Origin of the sequence: Caballeronia sp. DA-9 (assembly GCF_051615025.1) — a bacterium.
Taxonomy (GTDB): domain Bacteria; phylum Pseudomonadota; class Gammaproteobacteria; order Burkholderiales; family Burkholderiaceae; genus Caballeronia; species Caballeronia sordidicola.
The window spans coordinates 1,103,930-1,122,832 of sequence record NZ_CP195133.1; the positions used below are offsets into that span (position 1 = coordinate 1,103,930).

Below are 18,903 nucleotides of genomic sequence, written 5' to 3' on the forward strand. Positions count from 1 at the left end.
GAGGAACCGACCATGGCACAAGAAACCATGAGCTTTCAGGCAGAAGTGAAGCAGCTTCTGCATCTGATGATCCATTCGCTCTACAGCAACAAGGAAATTTTCCTGCGGGAGCTGATTTCGAACGCATCGGACGCGGCCGACAAGCTGCGTTTCGAGGGCATCGAAAACGGCGCGTTGTACGAGAACGATCCGGATCTGCGCATCCGTATTTCGTACGACAAGGCGGCGCGCACCATCACTATCGACGACAACGGCATCGGCATGAGCCGCGACGAGGCGATCGCGAACCTCGGCACGATCGCGCGCTCGGGTACCAAGGAATTCTTTTCGAAGCTCTCCGGCGATCAGCAGAAAGACGCTGCGCTAATTGGCCAGTTTGGCGTGGGTTTCTATTCGGGCTTCATTGTCGCGGACAAGATCACGGTTGAAACGCGCCGCGCCGGATTGCCGGCAAGCGAAGGCGTGCGCTGGGAAAGCGCGGGCGAGGGCGATTTCGTGGTCGAGCAGATCGAGCGCGCGCAACGCGGTTCGAGCATCACGCTGCACCTGCGCCCGGAAGAGGACGAATTCCTGTCCACGCACAAGTTGAAGTCGGTCATCCAGAAGTACTCGGACCACGTCGCGTTGCCCATCCTGATGAAGAAGGAAGAATGGGACGCCGAGAAGTCGGAGATGGTCACGAAGGACGAAGACGAGACGGTCAATCAGGCGAGCGCGTTGTGGACCCGCGCGAAGGGCGACATCACCGACGAGCAGTACAAGCAGTTTTACCAGCACATCTCGCACGATCACGACGAACCGCTTGCATGGACGCACAACCGCGTCGAAGGCCGCAGCGAATACACGCAGTTGCTGTATGTGCCGAAGCATGCGCCGTTCGATTTGTGGAACCGCGATCATCGCGGCGGCCTGAAGCTTTATGTGAAGCGCGTGTTCATCATGGACGACGCCGAGCAGCTTCTGCCGGCGTACCTGCGCTTTGTGAAGGGCGTGGTCGATTCGGCCGATTTGCCGCTGAATGTATCGCGTGAAATCCTGCAGGAAAGCCGCGACGTGAAAGCCATTCGCGAAGGCGTGACCAAGCGGGTTTTGTCGATGCTGGAGGAAGTGGCGTCGTCGTCCGCTGAAGCGACCGAAGACGCCGATAAAGCCAAATACGCGACCTTCTGGAAGGAGTTCGGGCAGGTCTTCAAGGAAGGCATCGGCGAGGATTACGGCAATCGCGAACGGATTGCGAAGCTCGTGCGGTTTGCATCGACGCATACGGATTCGGCGGAGCAGACGGTGGCGTTGGCCGACTACGTGTCGCGCATGAAGCCCGAGCAAACGAAAATCTATTACGTCACCGCCGACACGTGGCAAGCCGCGAAGAACAGTCCGCATCTCGAAGTGTTCCGCAAGAAGGGCGTGGAAGTGCTGCTGCTGACGGATCGTGTCGATGAATGGATGCTGTCGTTCCTGAACGAATTCGATGGCAAGCCGCTGCAAAGCGTGGCGCGTGGTGATCTTGATCTGGGTGCGCTCAACGACGAAGAGAAAGAGGCGCAGGAGAAGGTCGGCGAGGAATTGAAGCCGCTGGTCGAAAGCATGAAGGCCGCACTGGAAGGCAAGGCCAAGGACGTGCGTTTGACGTTCCGCCTGACGGATTCACCGACATGTCTCGTGGCCGATGACGGCGACATGAGCGGTTATCTGCAACGCATGTTGAAGCAGGCAGGTCAGGCAGCGCCGCAAATGCAGCCGATTCTGGAAGTAAATCCGGATCATCCGCTGGTCAAGAAGCTTCACGCCGACGACGCGAATTTCAACGACTGGTGTCATCTGCTTTTCGATCAGGCGATGCTGGCAGAAGGTGGGTCGCTGGAGGATCCGGCGAGTTTTGTGAAGCGGACGAACGCGTTGTTGCTGGCGCGGTGATTGAGTAGCTGGAGCTTCAACGCAGAAAAAAACGCGCGGCCTGGTAACTGGCAGCGCGTTTTTTATTGACGGCGAATCAAGCCATCAAGAAGTGGGTTTGGCATGCCGTTCTTTGTTCGCCTGAGCGACTACCGAAGCCGCCAGCGTCTTCGCTTCCTTTGATGCCTTGGGGTCATGCAAGACCAACGACGCCTTGTGCTCCATCTCGGCGCCGGTCTGATGTGTTGAATGGCTTTGCGACAGGGCGGACGCCGCAAGACTTTTCTCGACGGGCGTCGCCTTCGGATCATGCAACATATGCGATGCAAGCGTTGCAACGGTTTTCGATGTTTGTTTTGTATTCACAGACATGTGCGTCCTCTCTGATTGATTGAACACCGGCTTTTCCCCGCCGGTTTGCTAGTCTTCCCCCTGAGCCCGCCCGCATCTATACGATTCGTCCTATTTACGCGCGAGGTTTTATAATCTCGCGCATGCTGAATACCCTCGTTGCGGCGCCTGGAAAATGGCGCATCCGTCCGCTTCCCGCTTTCACCGCCGACCAGAAGGACTGGCTCACCCGCGGCGGCTCCCTCACCGCGCATTTGCGTGAACTCGGCACTGTCACCGTCGATGTCACCCGCGAAGCCGTGAGCCAGCCATGGCGAGACGAAGCCAGCGCGTTGAACATCACGCCGCGCACGCCTGTATGGACGCGCGAAGTCGTGCTGAACGTGGAGGGCGTGCCGTTCGTGGCGGCGCACAGCATCGTGCCGCTCAGTGCCAGTTCGGGTGTATGGCAAGCCATGCGCCGCCTGAGGACGCGTCCGCTGGCCGAACTGCTGTATAGCGATAGCAGCGTATGGCGCTCGGCGCTTGCCTCGCGCCGGCTCACCGCGCGCGAACCGCTATACCGCCTCGCCGGCGCGCAAATGCCAAATGAAGCACCGCACACATTCGTCGCGCGCCGCTCCGTGTTCGTCAGAAAAAACGCGCCGCTGATGGTCACCGAATGTTTCCTGCCCGCGCTCTGGTCTTTCCTCGAGCATCGCGACCGATGCTGAAAGGCTTCCCGCCCATCGCCGATGAAAACACGCACACGCTGATTCTCGGCAGCTTCCCCGGCGCGGCTTCGCTCGATGCCGCGCAGTACTACGCGCATCCGCGCAACCAGTTCTGGCGGCTGGTGGGAACGGTTGTCGGCGAGCCTTTGAACGCGCTTCCCTACGATCAGCGTGTCCTCAAGCTGCTCGAACATGGCATCGGCTTATGGGACGTGCTCGCGGCTTGCGAACGCGAAGGCAGCCTCGACAGCGCGATCCGCCACGCGAATCCCAACGACTTCGCCTCATTCCGCCGCCACGCGCCGGGCCTGAAAAAGCTCTGCTTCAACGGCAAGACCTCGGGCCGTTTCGAGCCCGTGATCCGGGAGGCGGGCTATCAAACGCTCGTCCTGCCGTCGTCGAGTCCGGCGAATGCTATCCTCTCGTTCGATCAAAAACTGCGCATCTGGCGCGACATCCTTAAATGACCCAATTAATCAAACGCGCGTCGGCCGAAGCCCGCGCGTTCGGCGGCAAGCGCCAGGAAAAAAAGCACGATAAAAAACTCGCCAGGCGCGCGAAGCGCGAACGCGACGACGATCTCGAAAACGCGCCGCGTATCGACGCCCCGCGCAAGCCGCGCTTCGCGCCCGTGACGTTCTCGGAAGAGGACGGCGTGCGTTTCCTGCATTTCGGCACCGAATGGGTGCAAGGCGCGATGCGACTGAAAAAGCCGAATCACATCGAACTCGAATACGCGCAGCAGATGATGGCGTGGCTGTTGTTCATCGAGACGCCGAAGCGCGTCGTGCAACTCGGTCTCGGCGCGGCCGCGTTGACCAAGTTCGCGCACGCGTTCCTCAAGCGCGCGAAGGTCGAAGCGGTCGAACTGAACCCGTCCGTCGTGATCGCGGCGCGCACGATGTTCGAACTGCCGAACGACGACGCACGCCTCACCATCCACGAGCAGGACGCTTACGACTTCGTCAACGACGCAGCGAATCACGGCAGCATTGGCGCATTGCAGATCGATGTCTACGACGCCACCGCGCGCGGTCCCGTGCTCGAAAGCGTTGCGTTCTATCGTGCATGCCGTGCTTGTCTCACGCCCTCGGCAGGCGTGGTGACGATCAACCTGTTCGGCGATCATCCGAGCTTCGTGCGCAACATGAAGCACCTCTCCGAAGCCTTCGATGGCCGCGTGATCGCGCTGCCGGAAGTCCACGATGGCAACCGCATCGCCGTTGCGTTTGCAGGGCCGGCGCTCGACGTTCCTTACGCGCAACTCGAACAGCGCGCGAAGCTCATCGAAAAGGAACTCAAGCTTCCTGCGCGTCAATGGGTGAAGGCGTTGGCCATCAGTGCCGACGCCGGCGATACGCCGAACTTTTCCCTATAGGTTTAATAGTCGGCCGGCGGCGAATCCGTCGCCCTGACAGCGGCCGGGAAAGCAAAAATTACATAACGCTTTCCTGGCTCATTACGGTTCGGGTTCGCCCTGCTTGACCGGCTTTTATGCGTCCATATACTCCACGTGTTATTTCGGGGCGCTATTAGGCTGGCGCTTTGCCGCCAGTTCCGCACAGGTCCGCACCGGTTTTAAACAGGTCCACGCAGCCGCCGCGCATTTGCCAGCCGAGCAGCAATTTCAAGAGAAAAGAGGAGACCGTCATGGCTCAAGATGCGGTGACCGCTACCGGTCAGGTTCGCAACAAGCAGTGGCTTTGGCTGCTGATACTTCCCTGGATCGCCGTTGTCTGGGTGCCGTTCTACAACAAGATCGAACCGTTGCTCTGGGGCTTTCCGTTTTTTTACTGGTACCAGTTGCTCTGGGTCTTGATCAGCGCGGTGATTACTGCCGTGGTCTACAAGAAAACCAAGCCCATCCACGACGTTCCCAAGCTCACGCCCGGGAGCCCGCGATGATGAATACCACCGCAACCTTCGTCTTCGTCCTGTTCTTCATCGGCGTGACGATCCTGGGTTTTGTAGCCGCTCACTGGCGCAAGGCCGATCTAGGCCAGCTCGATGAATGGGGCCTCGGCGGCCGCCGCTTCGGCACGATCGTCACGTGGTTCCTGCTTGGCGGCGACCTGTACACCGCATACACGTTCGTCGCGGTTCCGGCGCTCGTGTTCGGCGCCGGCGCAACGGGCTTCTTTGCGTTGCCGTACACCATCCTGATCTATCCGTTTGCGTTCGTCGTGTTCCCGAAGCTGTGGGCGATCTCGAAGAAATTCGGCTATGTCACCGCCGCTGACTTCGTGCACGCCCGGTACAACAGCCGCATGCTCGCGCTCGCCATTGCACTGACGGGGATCGTCGCGACAATGCCGTACATCGCGTTGCAACTGGTCGGCATTGAAGTGGTGATTGGCGCACTCGGTTTCGATACCACCGGTTTTGTCGGCGATCTGCCGTTGATCATTGCGTTCGCGATTCTCGCGGCCTACACGTACACGTCGGGACTGCGCGCGCCGGCCATGATCGCGGTCGTGAAGGACGTGCTGATCTACATCACCATCATTGCCGCGATGATCATCATTCCGGCGCAGCTCGGCGGTTTCGGCGCGATCTTCCATGCGGTCGATCCGGCGAAGATCCTGTTGAAGGCGCCGGATACATCGAGCCTGAATGGCTACAGCGCGTATGCGACGCTCGCGGTCGGCTCCGCGCTCGCGTTGTTCCTGTACCCGCATTCGGTGACGGCGGTGTTGTCCTCGAAGTCGGGCAACACGATCCGCCGCAACATGGCGCTGCTGCCGGCCTATTCGCTGGTGCTCGGCCTGCTCGCGTTGCTGGGATACATGGCGCTCGCGTCCGGCGTGAAGGAGATGCCGGAATTCGCGCCGTACTTCAAGGCGTATGGTTCGAACTTCGCTGTGCCGGCGCTGTTCCTGCACTTCTTCCCGTCATGGTTCGTGGGCGTGGCGTTCGCGGCAATCGGTATCGGCGCGCTGGTGCCTGCTGCAATCATGTCGATTGCGGCGGCCAACCTCTACACGCGTAACGTGCACCGTGAGTTCGTGAACACGAAGATGACGCCGGAGCAGGAAACCAACGTCGCGAAGCTGGTGTCGCTCCTGGTGAAGGTCGGCGCGGTCGTCTTTATTCTGGCGCTGCCGCTGACCTACGCCATCCAGTTGCAATTGCTCGGCGGGATCTGGATCATCCAGACGTTGCCTGCGCTCGTGCTCGGGCTTTATACGCGCGTGCTCGATCACCGTGGTTTGCTGCTCGGCTGGGCCGCGGGTATTGTCACGGGCACGTGGATGGCGGTATCGCTGAAACTGGCTGGATCGATCTTCACGATTCACCTGTTCGGCTACGCCATTCCCGGTTATGCCGCTGTGTGGGCGCTGGTCGTGAACCTGGTTGTGTCGATCGTGGTCAGCATCCTGGTGCGCGTGATCGGCCTCAAGCGCTCCGATGACCGCACGAGTCCCGAGGATTATCTGGACGTAGCGGAAACCTGATCCTCCGAATTCCGGATCGGCAGGAAAGCTGGTAAAACGCCCGTAACAGATGTTGCGGGCGTTTTGTTTTTCCGAAGGCCGTTTTATTGTCTCGGTGTTGCCTGATCAAGGCTGATTCAACTCATCGGAACCGCATGTCCTCCACTGAACCACCCAGGGCTGTTCGAAGCCACACGCGCCGCATGCTGCACGTGCTGGGCTCGCCATACTTCCGATACCGCCACGCGAAGTACCTGCACGCGGCGCGCGTGGCGCTGGCGCTGCTGGCGTCGATTGCGCTGACATCGGGGATCGATATTCCGCACGGCGAATGGTCCACGGTGACCTTGCTGGTCGTGATCGGCGGTTTGCAGCATCACGGCAATATCCGCAAGAAGGCGGCAGAGCGGGCCGTTGGCACCATGCTCGGCGCGTCGCTCGGGCTGGGGTTGATTCTGCTGCAGTCCGTGACGCACTCGACCATGATTACCTTCATGCTGCTGGCGGTGATTACCGGCGTGTGCGCGTATCACGCCATCGGCAAGCCGGGGTATATCGCGTTGCTTACGGGCATTACCACCGTGATCGTGGCCGGGCACGGGAATTTGCCTCTCGACGTGGGCTTGTGGCGCACGCTGACCGTGCTGATCGGCATTGCGATCGCGCTGGCGTTTTCATTCGTGCTGCCGCAATACGCCACGTATTCATGGCGCTACCGTCTCGCCGACAACATGCGCGACAGCGCGCGGATCTACGGCGCGATCGTGGAAGGCCGCCACATACCGGTGGACGCCATGAGCCAACAATTCGCCACGATGAACGCCCGGCTGGTTTCGTCGCGTTCGTTGCTGGCATCGGTCGCAAAGGAAATCGACGCGCCGGTTGCCGTACTCGAGGATATCCAGCGCCAGCACCGCTCGATCATCACCGCGCTTGAGATGATGGCGTCGGCGGTTCCGGACAACGCGCCCGGGCTGGCTGCGAGCGGGCACGCCGAGGAGCGCGCCGTGCGCCACACCTTGCTGCTGATGGCGCGCGCATTGCGGTTCGGCAGGGTCGGTTTGCTGCACGCGGCAACGGGTTCTCCGGCTGCCGCCGCGCGGCTCGAACGGACCGCGAGCGTGGCGGCCGAAATCGCGCCCGAATTGCAGGGACCGTACTGGCTCGCGAAACGGCTGGCGGAACAAGTGGACCGGCTGCGCTTGCGGCTGATCGAGATCGAGCGGCAATGGAATCTTGAAGGCGCGCAGCCCTTCCACCGATAAAAACGCGTATCAGAAAGAAAGAGAAAGTCAGCCGCCGAGGTCGTCCATCACGCTCACGATCCACGGGATGCCGAACTTGTCGGAGACCATGCCGAAGCCGCTGCTCCAGAAAGTCGGCTGCCAGGTCATCCGGACATTGCCATCCACGCTCAGCGCTTCGAACATGCGCTGGCCCGATGCGTCGTCGTCGGCCACGATCGCGATGCTGAAACCAGAGAACACCTGGGGCGCCGAGTTCACGCCATCGGAGGCCATGATGATGCTCGAGCCTATCCTGAAGGTGGAATGCATGATCTTGTGCTGCCATTCGGGCGTCGTGGTCACGCCGTCGGGGGAGTCCTTGAAACGCAGCACGGAAAGGGTTTCCGCATTGATTGCGTGCTGATAGAACACGAGCGCTTCTTCCGTGCGGCCGTTGAAGTACAGATAGGGTTCGAGACGCATTGGCACTCCTTTTGTAGTGGGCGGCCCCCGCCCGTCTCAAAAGTCTAGCCCACGCCCTGCGGCTAAAAACGCCTCGCGCGACCCCGGCCCGCATAAAAAAAGGCGCCGGCGAAATAGCGCCGGCGCCCGTTTCCAGACACGTAGTCTCTGTGTTGCAGCCGCCAGATTACTTCAGCGCTTCGATCAGCTTTTCGAGCTTGACCGCGTCAGCCGCGAAAGCGCGAATGCCTTCGGCCAGCTTTTCGGTGGCCATGGCGTCGTCGTTGACGAGGAAGCGGAAGCTTGCTTCATCGACATTGATTTTCTCGACCTTGTCGTTCGCGACGGCTTCCGGCGACAGCTTGCGCTCGACCGTGTCATTGCTGTCCGCGAGTTTCTTGAGCAGGTCGGGGCTGATGGTCAGCAGGTCGCAGCCGGCCAGTTCCGTGATCTGATTGACCGTGCGAAAGCTAGCGCCCATCACTTCGGTCTTGTAGCCGAACTTCTTGTAGTACGCGTAGATCTTGCGCACCGACTGCACGCCCGGATCGTTCGCACCACCCATTTTCGCTTCGTCCCAATCCGCGCCCGCCGACTTCTTGTACCAGTCGTAGATACGGCCGACGAACGGCGAAATGAGTTGCGCGCCGCCGTCCGCCGCCGCCGCGGCTTGCGCGGTCGAGAACAGCAGCGTCATGTTGCAGTGGATGCCATCCTTTTGCAGCGTCTCCATGGCGCGGATGCCTTCCCACGTGGACGCGAGCTTGATCAGGATGCGCTTGCGGTCAATGCCCGCGTCTTCATACAGCTTGATGATCTCGCGGCCTTTTTCGATGGAAGCTTTCGTGTCGAACGAAAGACGTGCATCGACTTCGGTCGATACGCGGCCCGGGACGATCTTGAGGATTTCCTTGCCGAACGCCACCAGCAACTGGTCGATGATATGGCCCGTCGACTTGCTTGCATGGTCCTTGACGGTCTTTTCGAGCAAGGGCTTGTAATCGTCGTTTTGAACGGCCTTGAGGATCAGCGACGGGTTCGTGGTCGCGTCCTGCGGCTTGAATTCGCCGAGTTGCTGGAAATTGCCCGTGTCGGCGACGACGGTGGTGTATTGCTTGAGCTGGTCGAGAGCGGAGGTCATGTCTGGTCTTCGGCGTTTGGCCGTTGTCAAAGATGCGGAGTGCCCGCGTTGAAAGGAGGATGCGAGGCCGCTCGTGCTGCCGCGGCGCCAAAGCTGCTGGCAATCGTCTCGCCCAAGAGTGTCATTCTAGTCCTGCCGCGCCGTTTGGCGAGAGTAGGGCTGATGGCGGTGGTGTTTCCCGCTTGAGCTTCGGTGCTTACATCTACGCGTCGCAATCCGGGTGCCCGCACTTGAGCCAGTCTTTTACCTTTGGTCCTGAAGTCATTACACGCCGGCCCTGTGAACCTTTCGCGTCGGTGGGATAAATCTACGCCCGGCGCGCGTTCAGCACAATCTGCGTGACGACGCCGGCGACAAGTCCCCAGAACGCCGATCCTATCGATAAAAGCGTGAGCCCGGAAGCCGTCACCATGAACGTGACGAGCGCGGCTTCCCGCTGGCGCACGTCCTGCATGGCGTTGGTAAGGCCGCTCATGATCGAGCCGAACAGCGCGAGCGCCGCGACCGATACGACCAGCGCCTTCGGCAGCGATCCGAACAGCGCCGCGATGGTGGCCCCGAATATCCCGGCGACAAGATAAAAAATACCGCACCAGACGGCCGCCATATAGCGCCTTGACCGATCCTCGTGGGCTTCGGGGCCGGTGCAGATGGCCGCAGTAATGGCGGCCAGATTGACGCCGTGGGAGCCGAACGGAGCGAGCACGAGGGACGCAATGCCGGTCGTTGCGATCAGCGGCGCCGAGGGCGTGTTGTACCCGTCCGCGCGCAGCACGGCGATGCCGGGCACGTTCTGCGAGGCCATCGCCACCACAAAAAGCGGAATGCCGATGCTGACCGCCGCCGCGAGCGAGAAGTGCGGCGCGGTTACGACCGGATGCGCGAGCGCGACGTGGAACTGGCTGAAATCGAGGAGACCAAGCATGCCCGCGGCGACGATGCCTGCCACCAGAGTGCTCAGGATGGCGTAGCGAGGCGCGAGGCGCTTGATGACGAGATAGGTGAAGAACATCGTCAGCACGAGTGCCGTCTGGAATTGCGCGGCCTTGAAGATTTCGATGCCGATCTCGAACAGGATCCCGGCCAGCAGCGCCGCCGCGATTCCCGCGGGAATCCTGCGCATGAGCGTGTCGAACCAGCCGGTCAGCCCGACCACGGTCAGCAACACGGCGCACACGATAAACGCGCCGATGGCATTGGCATAAGGCACGTTCGGGAGCGACGTCACGAGGAGCGCCGCGCCGGGCGTCGACCAGGCGATCACAATGGGTGCGCGGGACCTGAGCGACAGCCCGATCGTGCACAGCGCCATGCCGATTGAAAGCGCCCAGATCCAGGAAGAGATTTGCGCATCCGATAAATGCGCGGCGCGCCCCGCCTGGAATATCAGCACGAGCGAACTGGTATAGCCGGTCATCATTGCGACAAAACCGGCGACCATTGCCGAGAGCGACGAGTCGGCAAATGGCCGGAAAGCCGCGGCGGACGGATTCATTCAAAGCCTTTCATTAATGTTTCGCGCGAATCGTACGCGCCGAAAGGCTTTAGCAACAGGGACAGTATGAAAAAAAGCGGCCGTGCCACTTAAACGTTTTGGCGCGCTTATTTGGAAAGCGCCCGCATTGCGCTTTCAAGACCGGCCAGCGTGAGACCGTACATGCGGCCGCCCAGGATCTGCCGAATAATCGATACCGATTGCCGATATTCCCAAAGACTTTCCGGTTCGGGATTAAGCCACGCGAAATGCGGAAACTGATCGGCGAGCCGTCTCAGCCAGACAGCGCCGGCTTCGGCATTGTTGTATTCCACGGAACCGCCCGGTTGCACGACCTCGTATGGGCTCATGGTTGCATCGCCGACAAAAATCAGTTTTGTATCCGGCGAAAACTTGTGCAATACGTCGAACGTGGCGGTGCGCTCCCCATGTCTGCGCCGGTTATTCTTCCAGAGATAATCGTAGACGCAATTATGAAAATAATAGAACTCGAGATGCTTGAATTCCGATTTTGCGGCGGAAAAGAGCTCTTCGACGCGCTTTATATGGTCGTCCATTGAACCGCCTACATCCAGCAGCATCAGGACTTTCACATTATTATGGCGTTCCGGCACCATTTTAAGGTCGAGCCAGCCGGCGTTCGCGGCGGTGCTGCGGATGGTGTCGGGTAAATCGAGTTCGTCGGCCGCGCCTTCGCGCGCGAAACGGCGCAGACGCCGTAACGCCACCTTGATATTGCGCGTGCCGATTTCGACCTGATCGTCGTAATCCTTATAAGCACGTTCGTCCCATACCTTGACGGCGGTCCGGTTTCCTGCGGAATCGCCTCCAATGCGAATGCCTTCCGGGTTGAATCCGCCGTTGCCAAAAGGCGACGTTCCGCCGGAGCCGATCCATTTACTACCGCCTTCGTGCCTTTCCTTCTGCTCTTCGAAAAGCTCTTTCAGCCGTGCCATCAGTTTGTCGATACCGCCAAGCGCTTCAATCTGGCGCTTCTCTTCGGGCGTGAAATCCCGGTCGAGTTTTTTCTTCAGCCATTCCAGCGGGATATCGAGCGCGGCTTCATCGAGCGCGGCAACGCCGTGAAAATAGGCGCCGAAAGCCTGATCGAATTTATCGAAGTATTTTTCGTCCTTGACCAGCGTCATGCGGGCGAGAAAATAAAACTCGTCGATAGACGGTCCAATTACCCGCGACTTCAACGCTTCGAGCAAGGTGAGATATTCCTTGACCGAAACTGGCAGCTTTGCGCTGCGCAACGAATAAAAGAAGTCGATCAGCATGGCGGTTTCCTGCGGCTCATGACCGGGACTGCTTAACGGTTATTGCGGTTCATGAACAGAAGCCGCTCGAAAAGACTCAGGTCCTGCTCATTCTTCAATAACGCACCGTGCAGCGGCGGAATGATCTGCTTTTGATCGCTGGATCGAAGCGCTTCCGGACCAATATCTTCCGCGAGCAGCAGTTTCAGCCAGTCGAGCAGTTCGGATGTCGATGGCTTCTTCTTGAGCCCCGAAACGTTGCGCAACTCAAAGAAGCTCTGCATGGCAGCGGCGACCAGTTCTTCCTTGATACCCGGAAAATGCACGTCGACAATCTGCTTCATTGTCGTGGGTTCGGGAAACTTGATGTAGTGGAAAAAACAGCGGCGCAGGAACGCGTCGGGCAGTTCTTTCTCGTTGTTCGACGTGATGATGACGAGCGGCCGATGCTTCGCCTTGACCAGTTCGTGTGTCTCGTAGACATAGAACTCCATGCGGTCGAGTTCGCGCAGCAAGTCGTTCGGAAACTCGATATCGGCCTTGTCGATTTCATCGATCAGCAGCACGGTTGGCACGTCGGCATCGAACGCCTGCCACAACACGCCCTTCACGATGTAATTGCGGATGTCCTTCACGCGTTCGTCGCCGAGCTGCGAGTCCCGCAGGCGCGAGACCGCGTCGTATTCGTACAATCCCTGCTGCGCCTTCGTGGTCGATTTGATGTGCCATTGCAGCAGCGGCATGCCGAGCGCGGCGGCCACTTCCTCCGCCAGCATGGTCTTGCCGGTGCCGGGCTCGCCCTTGATCAGCAGCGGGCGTTGCAGCGTGATCGCGGCGTTGACGGCGAGCTTGAGGTCGTCGGTTGCGACGTACTGCGATGAGCCTTCAAAACGCATGACGCATCTCTCGAAGAAGGAAAATTGCAGTATAAGTCAGATGCCGTTTTGCTATTGAGCGCCCAAATTCCCGGTATTCCGGCATTTTAAAGATGTCCATTGGACACATTGTCGCAGGCTGTCCGGCCTTGATCGGCGGGGCTTGGCGCGATGCGACACCGCACGCCGCGGCCTGTGGACGCAGGGTAGGTCGCGCGGTACAATTAGCGCGATTTTTTTGGCCCGTGTGGCTGTAAATCGGACTTGTCTTAAATGCACCTGGACGCGTTTGAGATTTGGCCGAGATTGACCAGTCCCGAGAAAGTCCCGGAACGCCAGGCCTTTACAAGGTGCCGGATTTCCCCTCATGCCAGGTTAGAAGCTATGAATAAATTCGTCGGCAAATGTGCCGTGATCGCAGCGCTGTCGGGGCTTGCCGGCTTCGCGACCCAGGCCTCCGCCGATGTCGTGGGCAACGCGAAAGCGGCCCAGGGCAAGGTTGCGATGTGTATTGGGTGTCACGGCATTCCCGGGTATCGCACCGCATATCCCGAGGTGTACCGGGTTCCCATGCTCGGCGGCCAGAGCGCCCGTTATCTTGAGAATGCGCTGCAAGCCTACAAGAAGGGCGATCGTCACTTCGAGACCATGCACGGCATAGCGGTCACGCTCACCGACCAGGATATTGCCGATATTGCTGCGTACTACGCCGCGCAAACCCCCTCTTCGAAGAACAATCCCGACAAGTGATCCCGCGCGCTGGTCCTGATCAAGAGCATCAGGTCGAAGACACGCTCACTCGGCACTTACCATTCGCGGGATAGGAGAATTCATGAAGGCACTCGAAACAGTGTTGAAAACAGCATGCATGGCGGCGGCGCTGGCCGGCGCAATGGCCGTGCAGCCGGCATTTGCCGCTGACGCCAGCAATGGCAAGGTACTCGCGGAAGCGCATAACTGCGCGGCTTGTCACGGGCCGAACCTGAACAAGCCGGTGAGCGCCGAGTATCCGAAGCTCGCGGGTCAGCACGCTGACTATGTTTATTGGGCGCTGCGCCAGTATCAGATGGGCAACGGCAATCCGAACTTCGGCCGCAGCAACGCCATCATGTCGGCACAGGTGCAGAACCTGTCGCAGGCGGATTTGAAGGACATTGCGGCGTATATCGAATCGCTGAAGGGCGATCTGGTGCTGAAGAAGTAACTTCCGGCTGTTGCCGTGGATGGAAAAACACCTCGCTCAAGGCGAGGTGTTTTCGTTTGAAGCGTCGTTCGGCGCTTTCGGGCGCGTCAATCCCGCGACGCGCGCTGTTCGATCAACGCGAGATACGCGTCGGTGTCGGGCGGCGTGTTGTTGCGCTGCGCTTCCCAAATGATCTGCCCAAGGCATTCCATGATGGCGTGCTGCGCGTCGTGAGTCGAACCGAGACGTCCCACGAGCCGCTCATGCGCGCGCCGGATTCCCGGCGGTTGATCGATGGAAAGCTGTTCGGTGATCGCCAGATGCATCGACAGGTGCAGGAACGGATTGCTCTTGCCCTGATCGGGCGAATAGTCGGCCTGCGCGACTTCCGGACTGGCAAGTTCCTGCTGGTATTCCGGATGCTCGCCAATCCAGTCGGCCGCGATGCTTTCCAGCGGCGTCAGAACGCCGCCTTCCCGTTGCTTGCGCCAGGTTTCGGTGAAAAATTGGCGAACTTCGTCGCGGCTGGGGTTGAACATGGTGCGCTTCGCTTTAGCTGAATCGTGGTGAAGCGCTTATTTTAAGCTGCATCGGTGCAAGCGTCTTATTCGACAGGCGCAGGCGTCTTCGGCCGATACTCGCACAACGGCTCGATCGCGCAATGCCAGCACTCGGGCACGCGGGCGCGGCACACATAGCGCCCGTGCAGGATCAGCCAGTGATGCGCGTCGTGCTTGAATTCGTCGGGGACAAACTTCTCCAACGCCATTTCCACCGCGCGCACATCCTTTCCGGGCGCGAGACCCGTTCGATTCGACACGCGGAAGATATGGGTATCGACGGCAATGGTCGGATGTCCGAACGCCGTGTTCAAGATCACGTTCGCCGTCTTGCGCCCGACACCCGGCAACGCTTCGAGCGCCTCGCGGTTGTCAGGCACTTCGCCGCCGTATTGATCGACCAGAATCCGGCACGTTGCAATCACGTTCTTCGCTTTCGTCTTGTACAGCCCGATTGTCTTGATGTATTCGATCACGCCTTCTTCGCCGAGCGCCAGCACTTTGGCCGGCGTGTTCGCGACCGGATACATGCGGCGCATGGCCTTGTTGACTGAGACATCGGTGGCTTGCGCCGAGAGCAGCACCGAAATCAGCAGCTCGAACGGCGAGTTGTGCTCGAGTTCAGTGGTCGGATGCGGGTTCAGACTCTGCAGCGTCTCGAAGATCTCGCGGCGTTTTTTTGGGTTCATCGGCTCAGGCGTCGGGGTCGTTGTCTGGATTGTTGCCGGAGTTTGCGCCGGGCGCTGATGGCGGCGTTTCGTCCGGCGGCGTCAAACCCAGGCGGCGACGCCGGGCATCGGCGGCATCGATTTGCGCCTGTACCTCGGGGCTTACATCGCCCGTGTTTTTAGGCCCTGCACCGAGCTTCGCCAGCTCTTCCTTTTTCTTGCGCGCGCGTTCCATGGCGGCCTGGATGATCGCACGCTTTTTGGCTTGTGCTTCGTCCTCGGGCGTTGCGGCTAAAGGTTGCGCCTGGGAGCTGTCAGTGGTCGTATCGGGCGCGGCCGGCGCCGCTGTTCTTGGGGCGCCCGCCACCCGCGCCGCCTTGCGGGCTTCGGCTGCGTCGCGCTCACGCGCAAGCCGCGCCAGATGCTGGTCGTGGCGAGCACGCGCCGCGTCCGCCTGCGCCTGGCTCCATGCATCCCAGCCGGTCTGGTCGCCCGTAACGGGAATCATTGCGATGCAATCAACCGGGCAGGGCGGCACGCACAGGTCGCACCCGGTGCAAAGCGCCGGGATAACGGTATGCATCTGCTTGGCCGCGCCCACGATGGCGTCCACCGGACACGCCTGCAGACACAACGTGCAGCCAATGCACAGGTTTTCATCGATGAACGCAAGCGGGCGTGGCCGCTCCAGGCCGTTCTCCGGATTGAGCGGGATCACGGGCTTGCCGAGCAGCGCGGCAAGCCGCGCCACGCCTTCCTGGCCGCCCGGCGGACATTGGTTGTAGTTCGCTTGTCCAGTCGCGATGGCCTCTGCGTAAGGCCGGCAGGCAGGGTAGCCGCATTTTGTACATTGCGTCTGCGGCAGCAAGTCTTCGATCTGGCTGGCGAGAGGCGTCGGGGAAATTGCAATCACTGCTGTCATTAACGGCTTGAGAGAGACGTCGCCGGGTTGCGCCGACATGGGCCAAGCTGCGATCCGGCTGGCCGCGGCAATCGCGGACAAAACAGACGATTCGCTTCTTCGCGCGATCAGTACGACTTACGTCCGGCGACGACTCGTGGGGATATGTTCAACCGCTTATGTCCGCGCTCGTTTTTGATATCACGTTTGCGCGGTCGGCGCTTTCGGCTTGTTTCAGTGCGTTGTGTCCGAGGCGGCATTATCGCTGAATTTCAAGCTGTTCCCAATCATTCCCAATTGCCAACCGGCCAACGATGTGCACATAATCAAATCGCTTTCGATTGACTGCAGGACGGTATTCCCAATCACGTTGGCGCAACCGATCCATCGCATGCTTCTTTAGGACAAGAGAATGCATGACGCTACCCTCAAAACGCGGTTTGTCGATCATGAAGCCACCATGAACCAGCCAAAAATCAAAAGAGATCCAGAGGGCACGCGGCGCCGAATCCTCCTTGCTGCCGCGGAGGAGTTTGCGGCAGGGGGCTTGTTTGGCGCGCGTGTGGACCAGATCGCGCGCCGCGCCGAAACGAATGAGCGCATGCTCTACTATTATTTCGGCAGCAAGGAGCAGTTGTTCACTGCTGTGCTGGAACATGCATTCGCGGCGCTCACGGATGCCGAGAAAACGCTCGATCTGGAAGGGGTGGCGCCGGTCGAAGCCGTGACGCAACTCGCGCATTTCATCTGGAATTATTATCGTGAGCACCCCGAGCTTTTACGGCTGGTGAATAACGAAAACCTTCACGAAGCGCGCTATATAAAGAGTTCCCCGCGCATTCGCGAACTCATTTCGCCCGTGGTCACGACGCTTGCGAAGATACTCGAACGCGGACAACACGCCGGACTGTTTCGCAACAATGTGGATCCGTTGCGCTTCTATGTGACTTTATCGGGACTCGGGTACTACATCGTATCGAATCGATTTACGCTGGAAGCCACGATCGGACTCGATTTCAGCAGCGAAACCGAACGCGATGAAATCATCAAGATGAATACCGAATTACTGCTCGCCTACCTGATGCGGCGCTGATGCATGTAACTTGGCATTGCCTCGCTGAAGAGGCTGTGCCAGAAAGAAACACGCCGCGTAAAACGCGGCGTGCGGAGTGGTTGCGGCTTGGTCGAACCAGGATGCGTTCAGGCCGGAACGGCTTCCTTCTTAGGCGCCTTGTCGTGCGTGAGAATGAACTCGCGCAGTTGCGGATACACCATCGTGCGCCAGCGGCGGCCCGAGAAAATGCCGTAGTGACCGGCTTTTTCGGCAGTGTAATGGCGCTTGTTTTTCGCCGGAATGCCGGTGCATAAATCATGCGCCGCACGCGTCTGGCCGCTCCCCGAGATATCGTCGAGTTCGCCTTCTATGGTCAAGAGCGCGGTGTGCTTGATGTCCTGCGGACGCACACGTTCGCCATTCACGTCCCACGTGCCTTCGGCCAGCCGGAAATCCTGGAACACAATGCGAATGGTCTCGAGATAATAATCCGCGTCCATGTCGAGCACGGCGTTGTATTCGTCGTAGAAGCGGCGATGCTGCTCCGCATCTTCGTCGTCGCCGCGCATCAGGTTCTGATAGAAGTCCCAGTGCGCCGTCACGTGACGCTCGGGGTTCATTGCAACGAAACCCGCATGCTGCAGAAAGCCGGGGTACACCTTTCGTCCAACCCCCGGATAGTTCGCCGGCACAGTGTAGATCACGTTGTTTTCGAACCATTCATATGAATGCTCGCTCGCAAGCGAGTTCACTGAAGTCGGGCTGCGCCGTGCATCGATAGGACCACCCATCATTGTCATGGTCCGCGGCGTGTCTTCACCGCGGCTCGCCATCAACGAAATGGCGGCGAGTACCGGCACGGTCGGCTGGCACACCGAGATCACGTGCAGATCCTTCGCACCGATATGGCGGATGAATTCCTGGATGTATTCCACGTAATCGTCGAGATGGAACGAACCGTCTTCGAGCGGCACCATGCGCGCGTCGAGCCAGTCGGTCAGGTAGACCTTGTGGTCCTGCAGCAGGGTTTTCACCGTGTCGCGCAAAAGCGTGGCGTGGTGGCCGGAAAGCGGCGCGCACACGAGCACGATAGGTTCGGTCTTGAGGTCGGTGACGGTGGCGCTGTCGTCGGAGAAACGCTTGAAACGGATCAGCCGGCAGAACGGCTTTTCAATCACGATCTGCTCGACGATAGGAATGGCGTGGCCGTTCTTTTCTATCTGATGCAGTTCGAACTCAGGCTTTTCATAGTCCTTGCCCAGCCGGTACAGCAGTTCGTAACCTGCCGCGAGACGCGTGGAGCCCGGAACATACGCAAGCGGGCTGGAAGGGTTGGTGAACGACTTCGATGCCGCTTCGGCCCATGCTGTCAGCGGACTCAGCATGGCCCGCTGGAATTCGTGGAGTTGATAGAGCATGTTGTACCCGTGTAAAACCAGTTGCTCTCCAAGGGAGCGCAACTGGCGGTTGGCTTCTATCGGCGGCAGCGTGCTGGCGGCCAGCATTCGCCGGATCCCGCGGCCCAAGCAGTTCGTCGATTGCACCGTCTTGCCGGTGCTCGCAGTTATTCGTTGATGCCTCGCACTACCACGGTTCCAGGTCGCGACGAGCAGCACTAAACATATCTCGCAGATGAATTGTTTCGCTGAACGACCGGTCGGAAACCTTCTCCGATCATAGCC

General features: G+C 59.7%; 20 protein-coding genes. 10 read left to right on the top strand and 10 right to left on the bottom strand.

The annotated features are described in order from the left end of the window. Nucleotides 1–12: 12 nt before the first annotated feature. Entirely contained in the window at nt 13–1,917 is a 1,905-nt protein-coding gene (gene htpG, locus ACRWA7_RS21185) for a molecular chaperone HtpG (protein WP_438395887.1), read from the top strand. Nucleotides 1,918–2,001: 84 nt separating this feature from the next. Here the strand turns inward: htpG and ACRWA7_RS21190 are convergent, their stop codons facing one another. Next, the gene (locus ACRWA7_RS21190; RefSeq protein ID WP_060817019.1) at nt 2,002–2,268 is read right to left on the bottom strand and encodes a hypothetical protein; all 267 of its coding nucleotides are present in this window, start codon (nt 2,266–2,268) and stop codon (nt 2,002–2,004) included. Between the two features lie 122 nt (nt 2,269–2,390). On the opposite strand from ACRWA7_RS21190, the gene ACRWA7_RS21195 reads away from it, so the two are divergent. The 6 genes from ACRWA7_RS21195 to ACRWA7_RS21220 all read left to right on the top strand — a co-directional run bounded on the left by ACRWA7_RS21195 (nt 2,391) and on the right by ACRWA7_RS21220 (nt 7,659). Next, nucleotides 2,391–2,960, top strand: coding sequence for a chorismate--pyruvate lyase family protein (locus ACRWA7_RS21195; RefSeq protein WP_438395890.1), 570 nt, complete (start codon nt 2,391–2,393; stop codon nt 2,958–2,960). After that, a complete protein-coding gene (locus tag ACRWA7_RS21200) occupies nt 2,954–3,427 on the top strand; it encodes a DNA-deoxyinosine glycosylase (protein ID WP_438395892.1) in 474 nt (157 codons plus the stop codon). Before ACRWA7_RS21195 ends, ACRWA7_RS21200 begins: the two co-directional genes overlap by 7 nt. Beyond that, nucleotides 3,424–4,338, top strand: a complete 915-nt coding sequence (locus tag ACRWA7_RS21205) for a spermidine synthase (RefSeq protein ID WP_438395894.1) — start codon at nt 3,424–3,426, stop codon at nt 4,336–4,338. Before ACRWA7_RS21200 ends, ACRWA7_RS21205 begins: the two co-directional genes overlap by 4 nt. Nucleotides 4,339–4,610: 272 nt before the next feature. Beyond that, nucleotides 4,611–4,865 (top strand): DUF3311 domain-containing protein, encoded by a 255-nt coding sequence (locus ACRWA7_RS21210; RefSeq protein ID WP_060817015.1) that lies wholly within the window; start codon nt 4,611–4,613, stop codon nt 4,863–4,865. After that, the gene (mctP, locus tag ACRWA7_RS21215) at nt 4,865–6,415 is read left to right on the top strand and encodes a monocarboxylate uptake permease MctP (RefSeq protein WP_060817189.1); all 1,551 of its coding nucleotides are present in this window, start codon (nt 4,865–4,867) and stop codon (nt 6,413–6,415) included. The genes ACRWA7_RS21210 and mctP overlap by 1 nt, the downstream gene beginning before the upstream one ends. Before the next feature lie 134 nt (nt 6,416–6,549). Continuing rightward, nucleotides 6,550–7,659 carry an FUSC family protein gene (locus ACRWA7_RS21220; protein WP_438395895.1) on the top strand — a complete coding sequence of 370 codons (1,110 nt, stop codon included), beginning with the start codon at nt 6,550–6,552 and terminating at the stop codon, nt 7,657–7,659. 27 nt (nt 7,660–7,686) lie between these two features. On the opposite strand, the gene ACRWA7_RS21225 is transcribed toward ACRWA7_RS21220, so the two are convergent. The 5 genes from ACRWA7_RS21225 to ACRWA7_RS21245 all read right to left on the bottom strand — a co-directional run bounded on the left by ACRWA7_RS21225 (nt 7,687) and on the right by ACRWA7_RS21245 (nt 12,876). Continuing rightward, a complete protein-coding gene (locus ACRWA7_RS21225; RefSeq protein WP_438395896.1) occupies nt 7,687–8,103 on the bottom strand; it encodes a VOC family protein in 417 nt (138 codons plus the stop codon). 166 nt (nt 8,104–8,269) lie between these two features. Continuing rightward, complete coding sequence (gene tal, locus ACRWA7_RS21230) at nt 8,270–9,223, bottom strand: transaldolase (protein WP_060817012.1); 954 nt, start codon at nt 9,221–9,223, stop codon at nt 8,270–8,272. A 307-nt stretch (nt 9,224–9,530) separates the two neighbouring features. Beyond that, nucleotides 9,531–10,718, bottom strand: a complete 1,188-nt coding sequence (locus ACRWA7_RS21235) for a benzoate/H(+) symporter BenE family transporter (RefSeq protein WP_438395897.1) — start codon at nt 10,716–10,718, stop codon at nt 9,531–9,533. Nucleotides 10,719–10,825: 107 nt separating this feature from the next. Further along, complete coding sequence (locus ACRWA7_RS21240; RefSeq protein WP_438395898.1) at nt 10,826–12,001, bottom strand: vWA domain-containing protein; 1,176 nt, start codon at nt 11,999–12,001, stop codon at nt 10,826–10,828. A 32-nt stretch (nt 12,002–12,033) separates the two neighbouring features. Continuing rightward, the gene (locus ACRWA7_RS21245; RefSeq protein WP_060817009.1) at nt 12,034–12,876 is read right to left on the bottom strand and encodes an AAA family ATPase; all 843 of its coding nucleotides are present in this window, start codon (nt 12,874–12,876) and stop codon (nt 12,034–12,036) included. A 363-nt stretch (nt 12,877–13,239) separates the two neighbouring features. On the opposite strand from ACRWA7_RS21245, the gene ACRWA7_RS21250 reads away from it, so the two are divergent. Next, nucleotides 13,240–13,605: a c-type cytochrome gene (locus tag ACRWA7_RS21250; RefSeq protein ID WP_060817008.1), complete on the top strand. Its 366-nt coding sequence runs from the start codon at nt 13,240–13,242 to the stop codon at nt 13,603–13,605. 82 nt (nt 13,606–13,687) lie between these two features. Then, nucleotides 13,688–14,059, top strand: a complete 372-nt coding sequence (locus ACRWA7_RS21255) for a c-type cytochrome (RefSeq protein WP_060817007.1) — start codon at nt 13,688–13,690, stop codon at nt 14,057–14,059. 86 nt (nt 14,060–14,145) lie between these two features. On the opposite strand, the gene ACRWA7_RS21260 is transcribed toward ACRWA7_RS21255, so the two are convergent. The 3 genes from ACRWA7_RS21260 to rsxB form a co-directional block, all read right to left on the bottom strand. Continuing rightward, the gene (locus ACRWA7_RS21260) at nt 14,146–14,577 is read right to left on the bottom strand and encodes a DUF1841 family protein (protein ID WP_438395901.1); all 432 of its coding nucleotides are present in this window, start codon (nt 14,575–14,577) and stop codon (nt 14,146–14,148) included. Nucleotides 14,578–14,642: 65 nt separating this feature from the next. Beyond that, on the bottom strand, nt 14,643–15,287 hold the full coding sequence (nth, locus tag ACRWA7_RS21265; RefSeq protein ID WP_438395903.1) for an endonuclease III: 645 nt from the start codon (nt 15,285–15,287) through the stop codon (nt 14,643–14,645). A 4-nt stretch (nt 15,288–15,291) separates the two neighbouring features. Further along, nucleotides 15,292–16,188, bottom strand: coding sequence for an electron transport complex subunit RsxB (gene rsxB / locus ACRWA7_RS21270; RefSeq protein ID WP_438396727.1), 897 nt, complete (start codon nt 16,186–16,188; stop codon nt 15,292–15,294). Nucleotides 16,189–16,627: 439 nt separating this feature from the next. Between rsxB and ACRWA7_RS21275 the strand changes: the two genes are divergently transcribed. Then, nucleotides 16,628–17,260 (top strand): TetR family transcriptional regulator, encoded by a 633-nt coding sequence (locus ACRWA7_RS21275; protein ID WP_060817187.1) that lies wholly within the window; start codon nt 16,628–16,630, stop codon nt 17,258–17,260. A 107-nt stretch (nt 17,261–17,367) separates the two neighbouring features. Here the strand turns inward: ACRWA7_RS21275 and ACRWA7_RS21280 are convergent, their stop codons facing one another. Further along, entirely contained in the window at nt 17,368–18,639 is a 1,272-nt protein-coding gene (locus tag ACRWA7_RS21280; protein ID WP_060817186.1) for a polyhydroxyalkanoate depolymerase, read from the bottom strand. Between the last annotated feature and the right edge of the window lie 264 nt (nt 18,640–18,903).

Coding starts and splice junctions, on each gene's coding strand:
- ACRWA7_RS21200 (WP_438395892.1), top strand. CDS start 2,954: ATGCTGAAAGGCTTCCCGCCCATCGCCGATGAAAACACGCACACGCTG.
- nth (WP_438395903.1), bottom strand. CDS start 15,287: ATGAACCCAAAAAAACGCCGCGAGATCTTCGAGACGCTGCAGAGTCTG.
- ACRWA7_RS21280 (WP_060817186.1), bottom strand. CDS start 18,639: ATGCTCTATCAACTCCACGAATTCCAGCGGGCCATGCTGAGTCCGCTG.
- ACRWA7_RS21255 (WP_060817007.1), top strand. CDS start 13,688: ATGAAGGCACTCGAAACAGTGTTGAAAACAGCATGCATGGCGGCGGCG.
- htpG (WP_438395887.1), top strand. CDS start 13: ATGGCACAAGAAACCATGAGCTTTCAGGCAGAAGTGAAGCAGCTTCTG.
- ACRWA7_RS21260 (WP_438395901.1), bottom strand. CDS start 14,577: ATGTTCAACCCCAGCCGCGACGAAGTTCGCCAATTTTTCACCGAAACC.
- ACRWA7_RS21240 (WP_438395898.1), bottom strand. CDS start 12,001: ATGCTGATCGACTTCTTTTATTCGTTGCGCAGCGCAAAGCTGCCAGTT.
- mctP (WP_060817189.1), top strand. CDS start 4,865: ATGAATACCACCGCAACCTTCGTCTTCGTCCTGTTCTTCATCGGCGTG.
- ACRWA7_RS21195 (WP_438395890.1), top strand. CDS start 2,391: ATGCTGAATACCCTCGTTGCGGCGCCTGGAAAATGGCGCATCCGTCCG.
- ACRWA7_RS21245 (WP_060817009.1), bottom strand. CDS start 12,876: ATGCGTTTTGAAGGCTCATCGCAGTACGTCGCAACCGACGACCTCAAG.
- ACRWA7_RS21235 (WP_438395897.1), bottom strand. CDS start 10,718: ATGAATCCGTCCGCCGCGGCTTTCCGGCCATTTGCCGACTCGTCGCTC.
- tal (WP_060817012.1), bottom strand. CDS start 9,223: ATGACCTCCGCTCTCGACCAGCTCAAGCAATACACCACCGTCGTCGCC.
- ACRWA7_RS21250 (WP_060817008.1), top strand. CDS start 13,240: ATGAATAAATTCGTCGGCAAATGTGCCGTGATCGCAGCGCTGTCGGGG.
- ACRWA7_RS21275 (WP_060817187.1), top strand. CDS start 16,628: ATGAACCAGCCAAAAATCAAAAGAGATCCAGAGGGCACGCGGCGCCGA.
- ACRWA7_RS21190 (WP_060817019.1), bottom strand. CDS start 2,268: ATGTCTGTGAATACAAAACAAACATCGAAAACCGTTGCAACGCTTGCA.
- rsxB (WP_438396727.1), bottom strand. CDS start 16,188: ATGACAGCAGTGATTGCAATTTCCCCGACGCCTCTCGCCAGCCAGATC.
- ACRWA7_RS21205 (WP_438395894.1), top strand. CDS start 3,424: ATGACCCAATTAATCAAACGCGCGTCGGCCGAAGCCCGCGCGTTCGGC.
- ACRWA7_RS21225 (WP_438395896.1), bottom strand. CDS start 8,103: ATGCGTCTCGAACCCTATCTGTACTTCAACGGCCGCACGGAAGAAGCG.
- ACRWA7_RS21210 (WP_060817015.1), top strand. CDS start 4,611: ATGGCTCAAGATGCGGTGACCGCTACCGGTCAGGTTCGCAACAAGCAG.
- ACRWA7_RS21220 (WP_438395895.1), top strand. CDS start 6,550: ATGTCCTCCACTGAACCACCCAGGGCTGTTCGAAGCCACACGCGCCGC.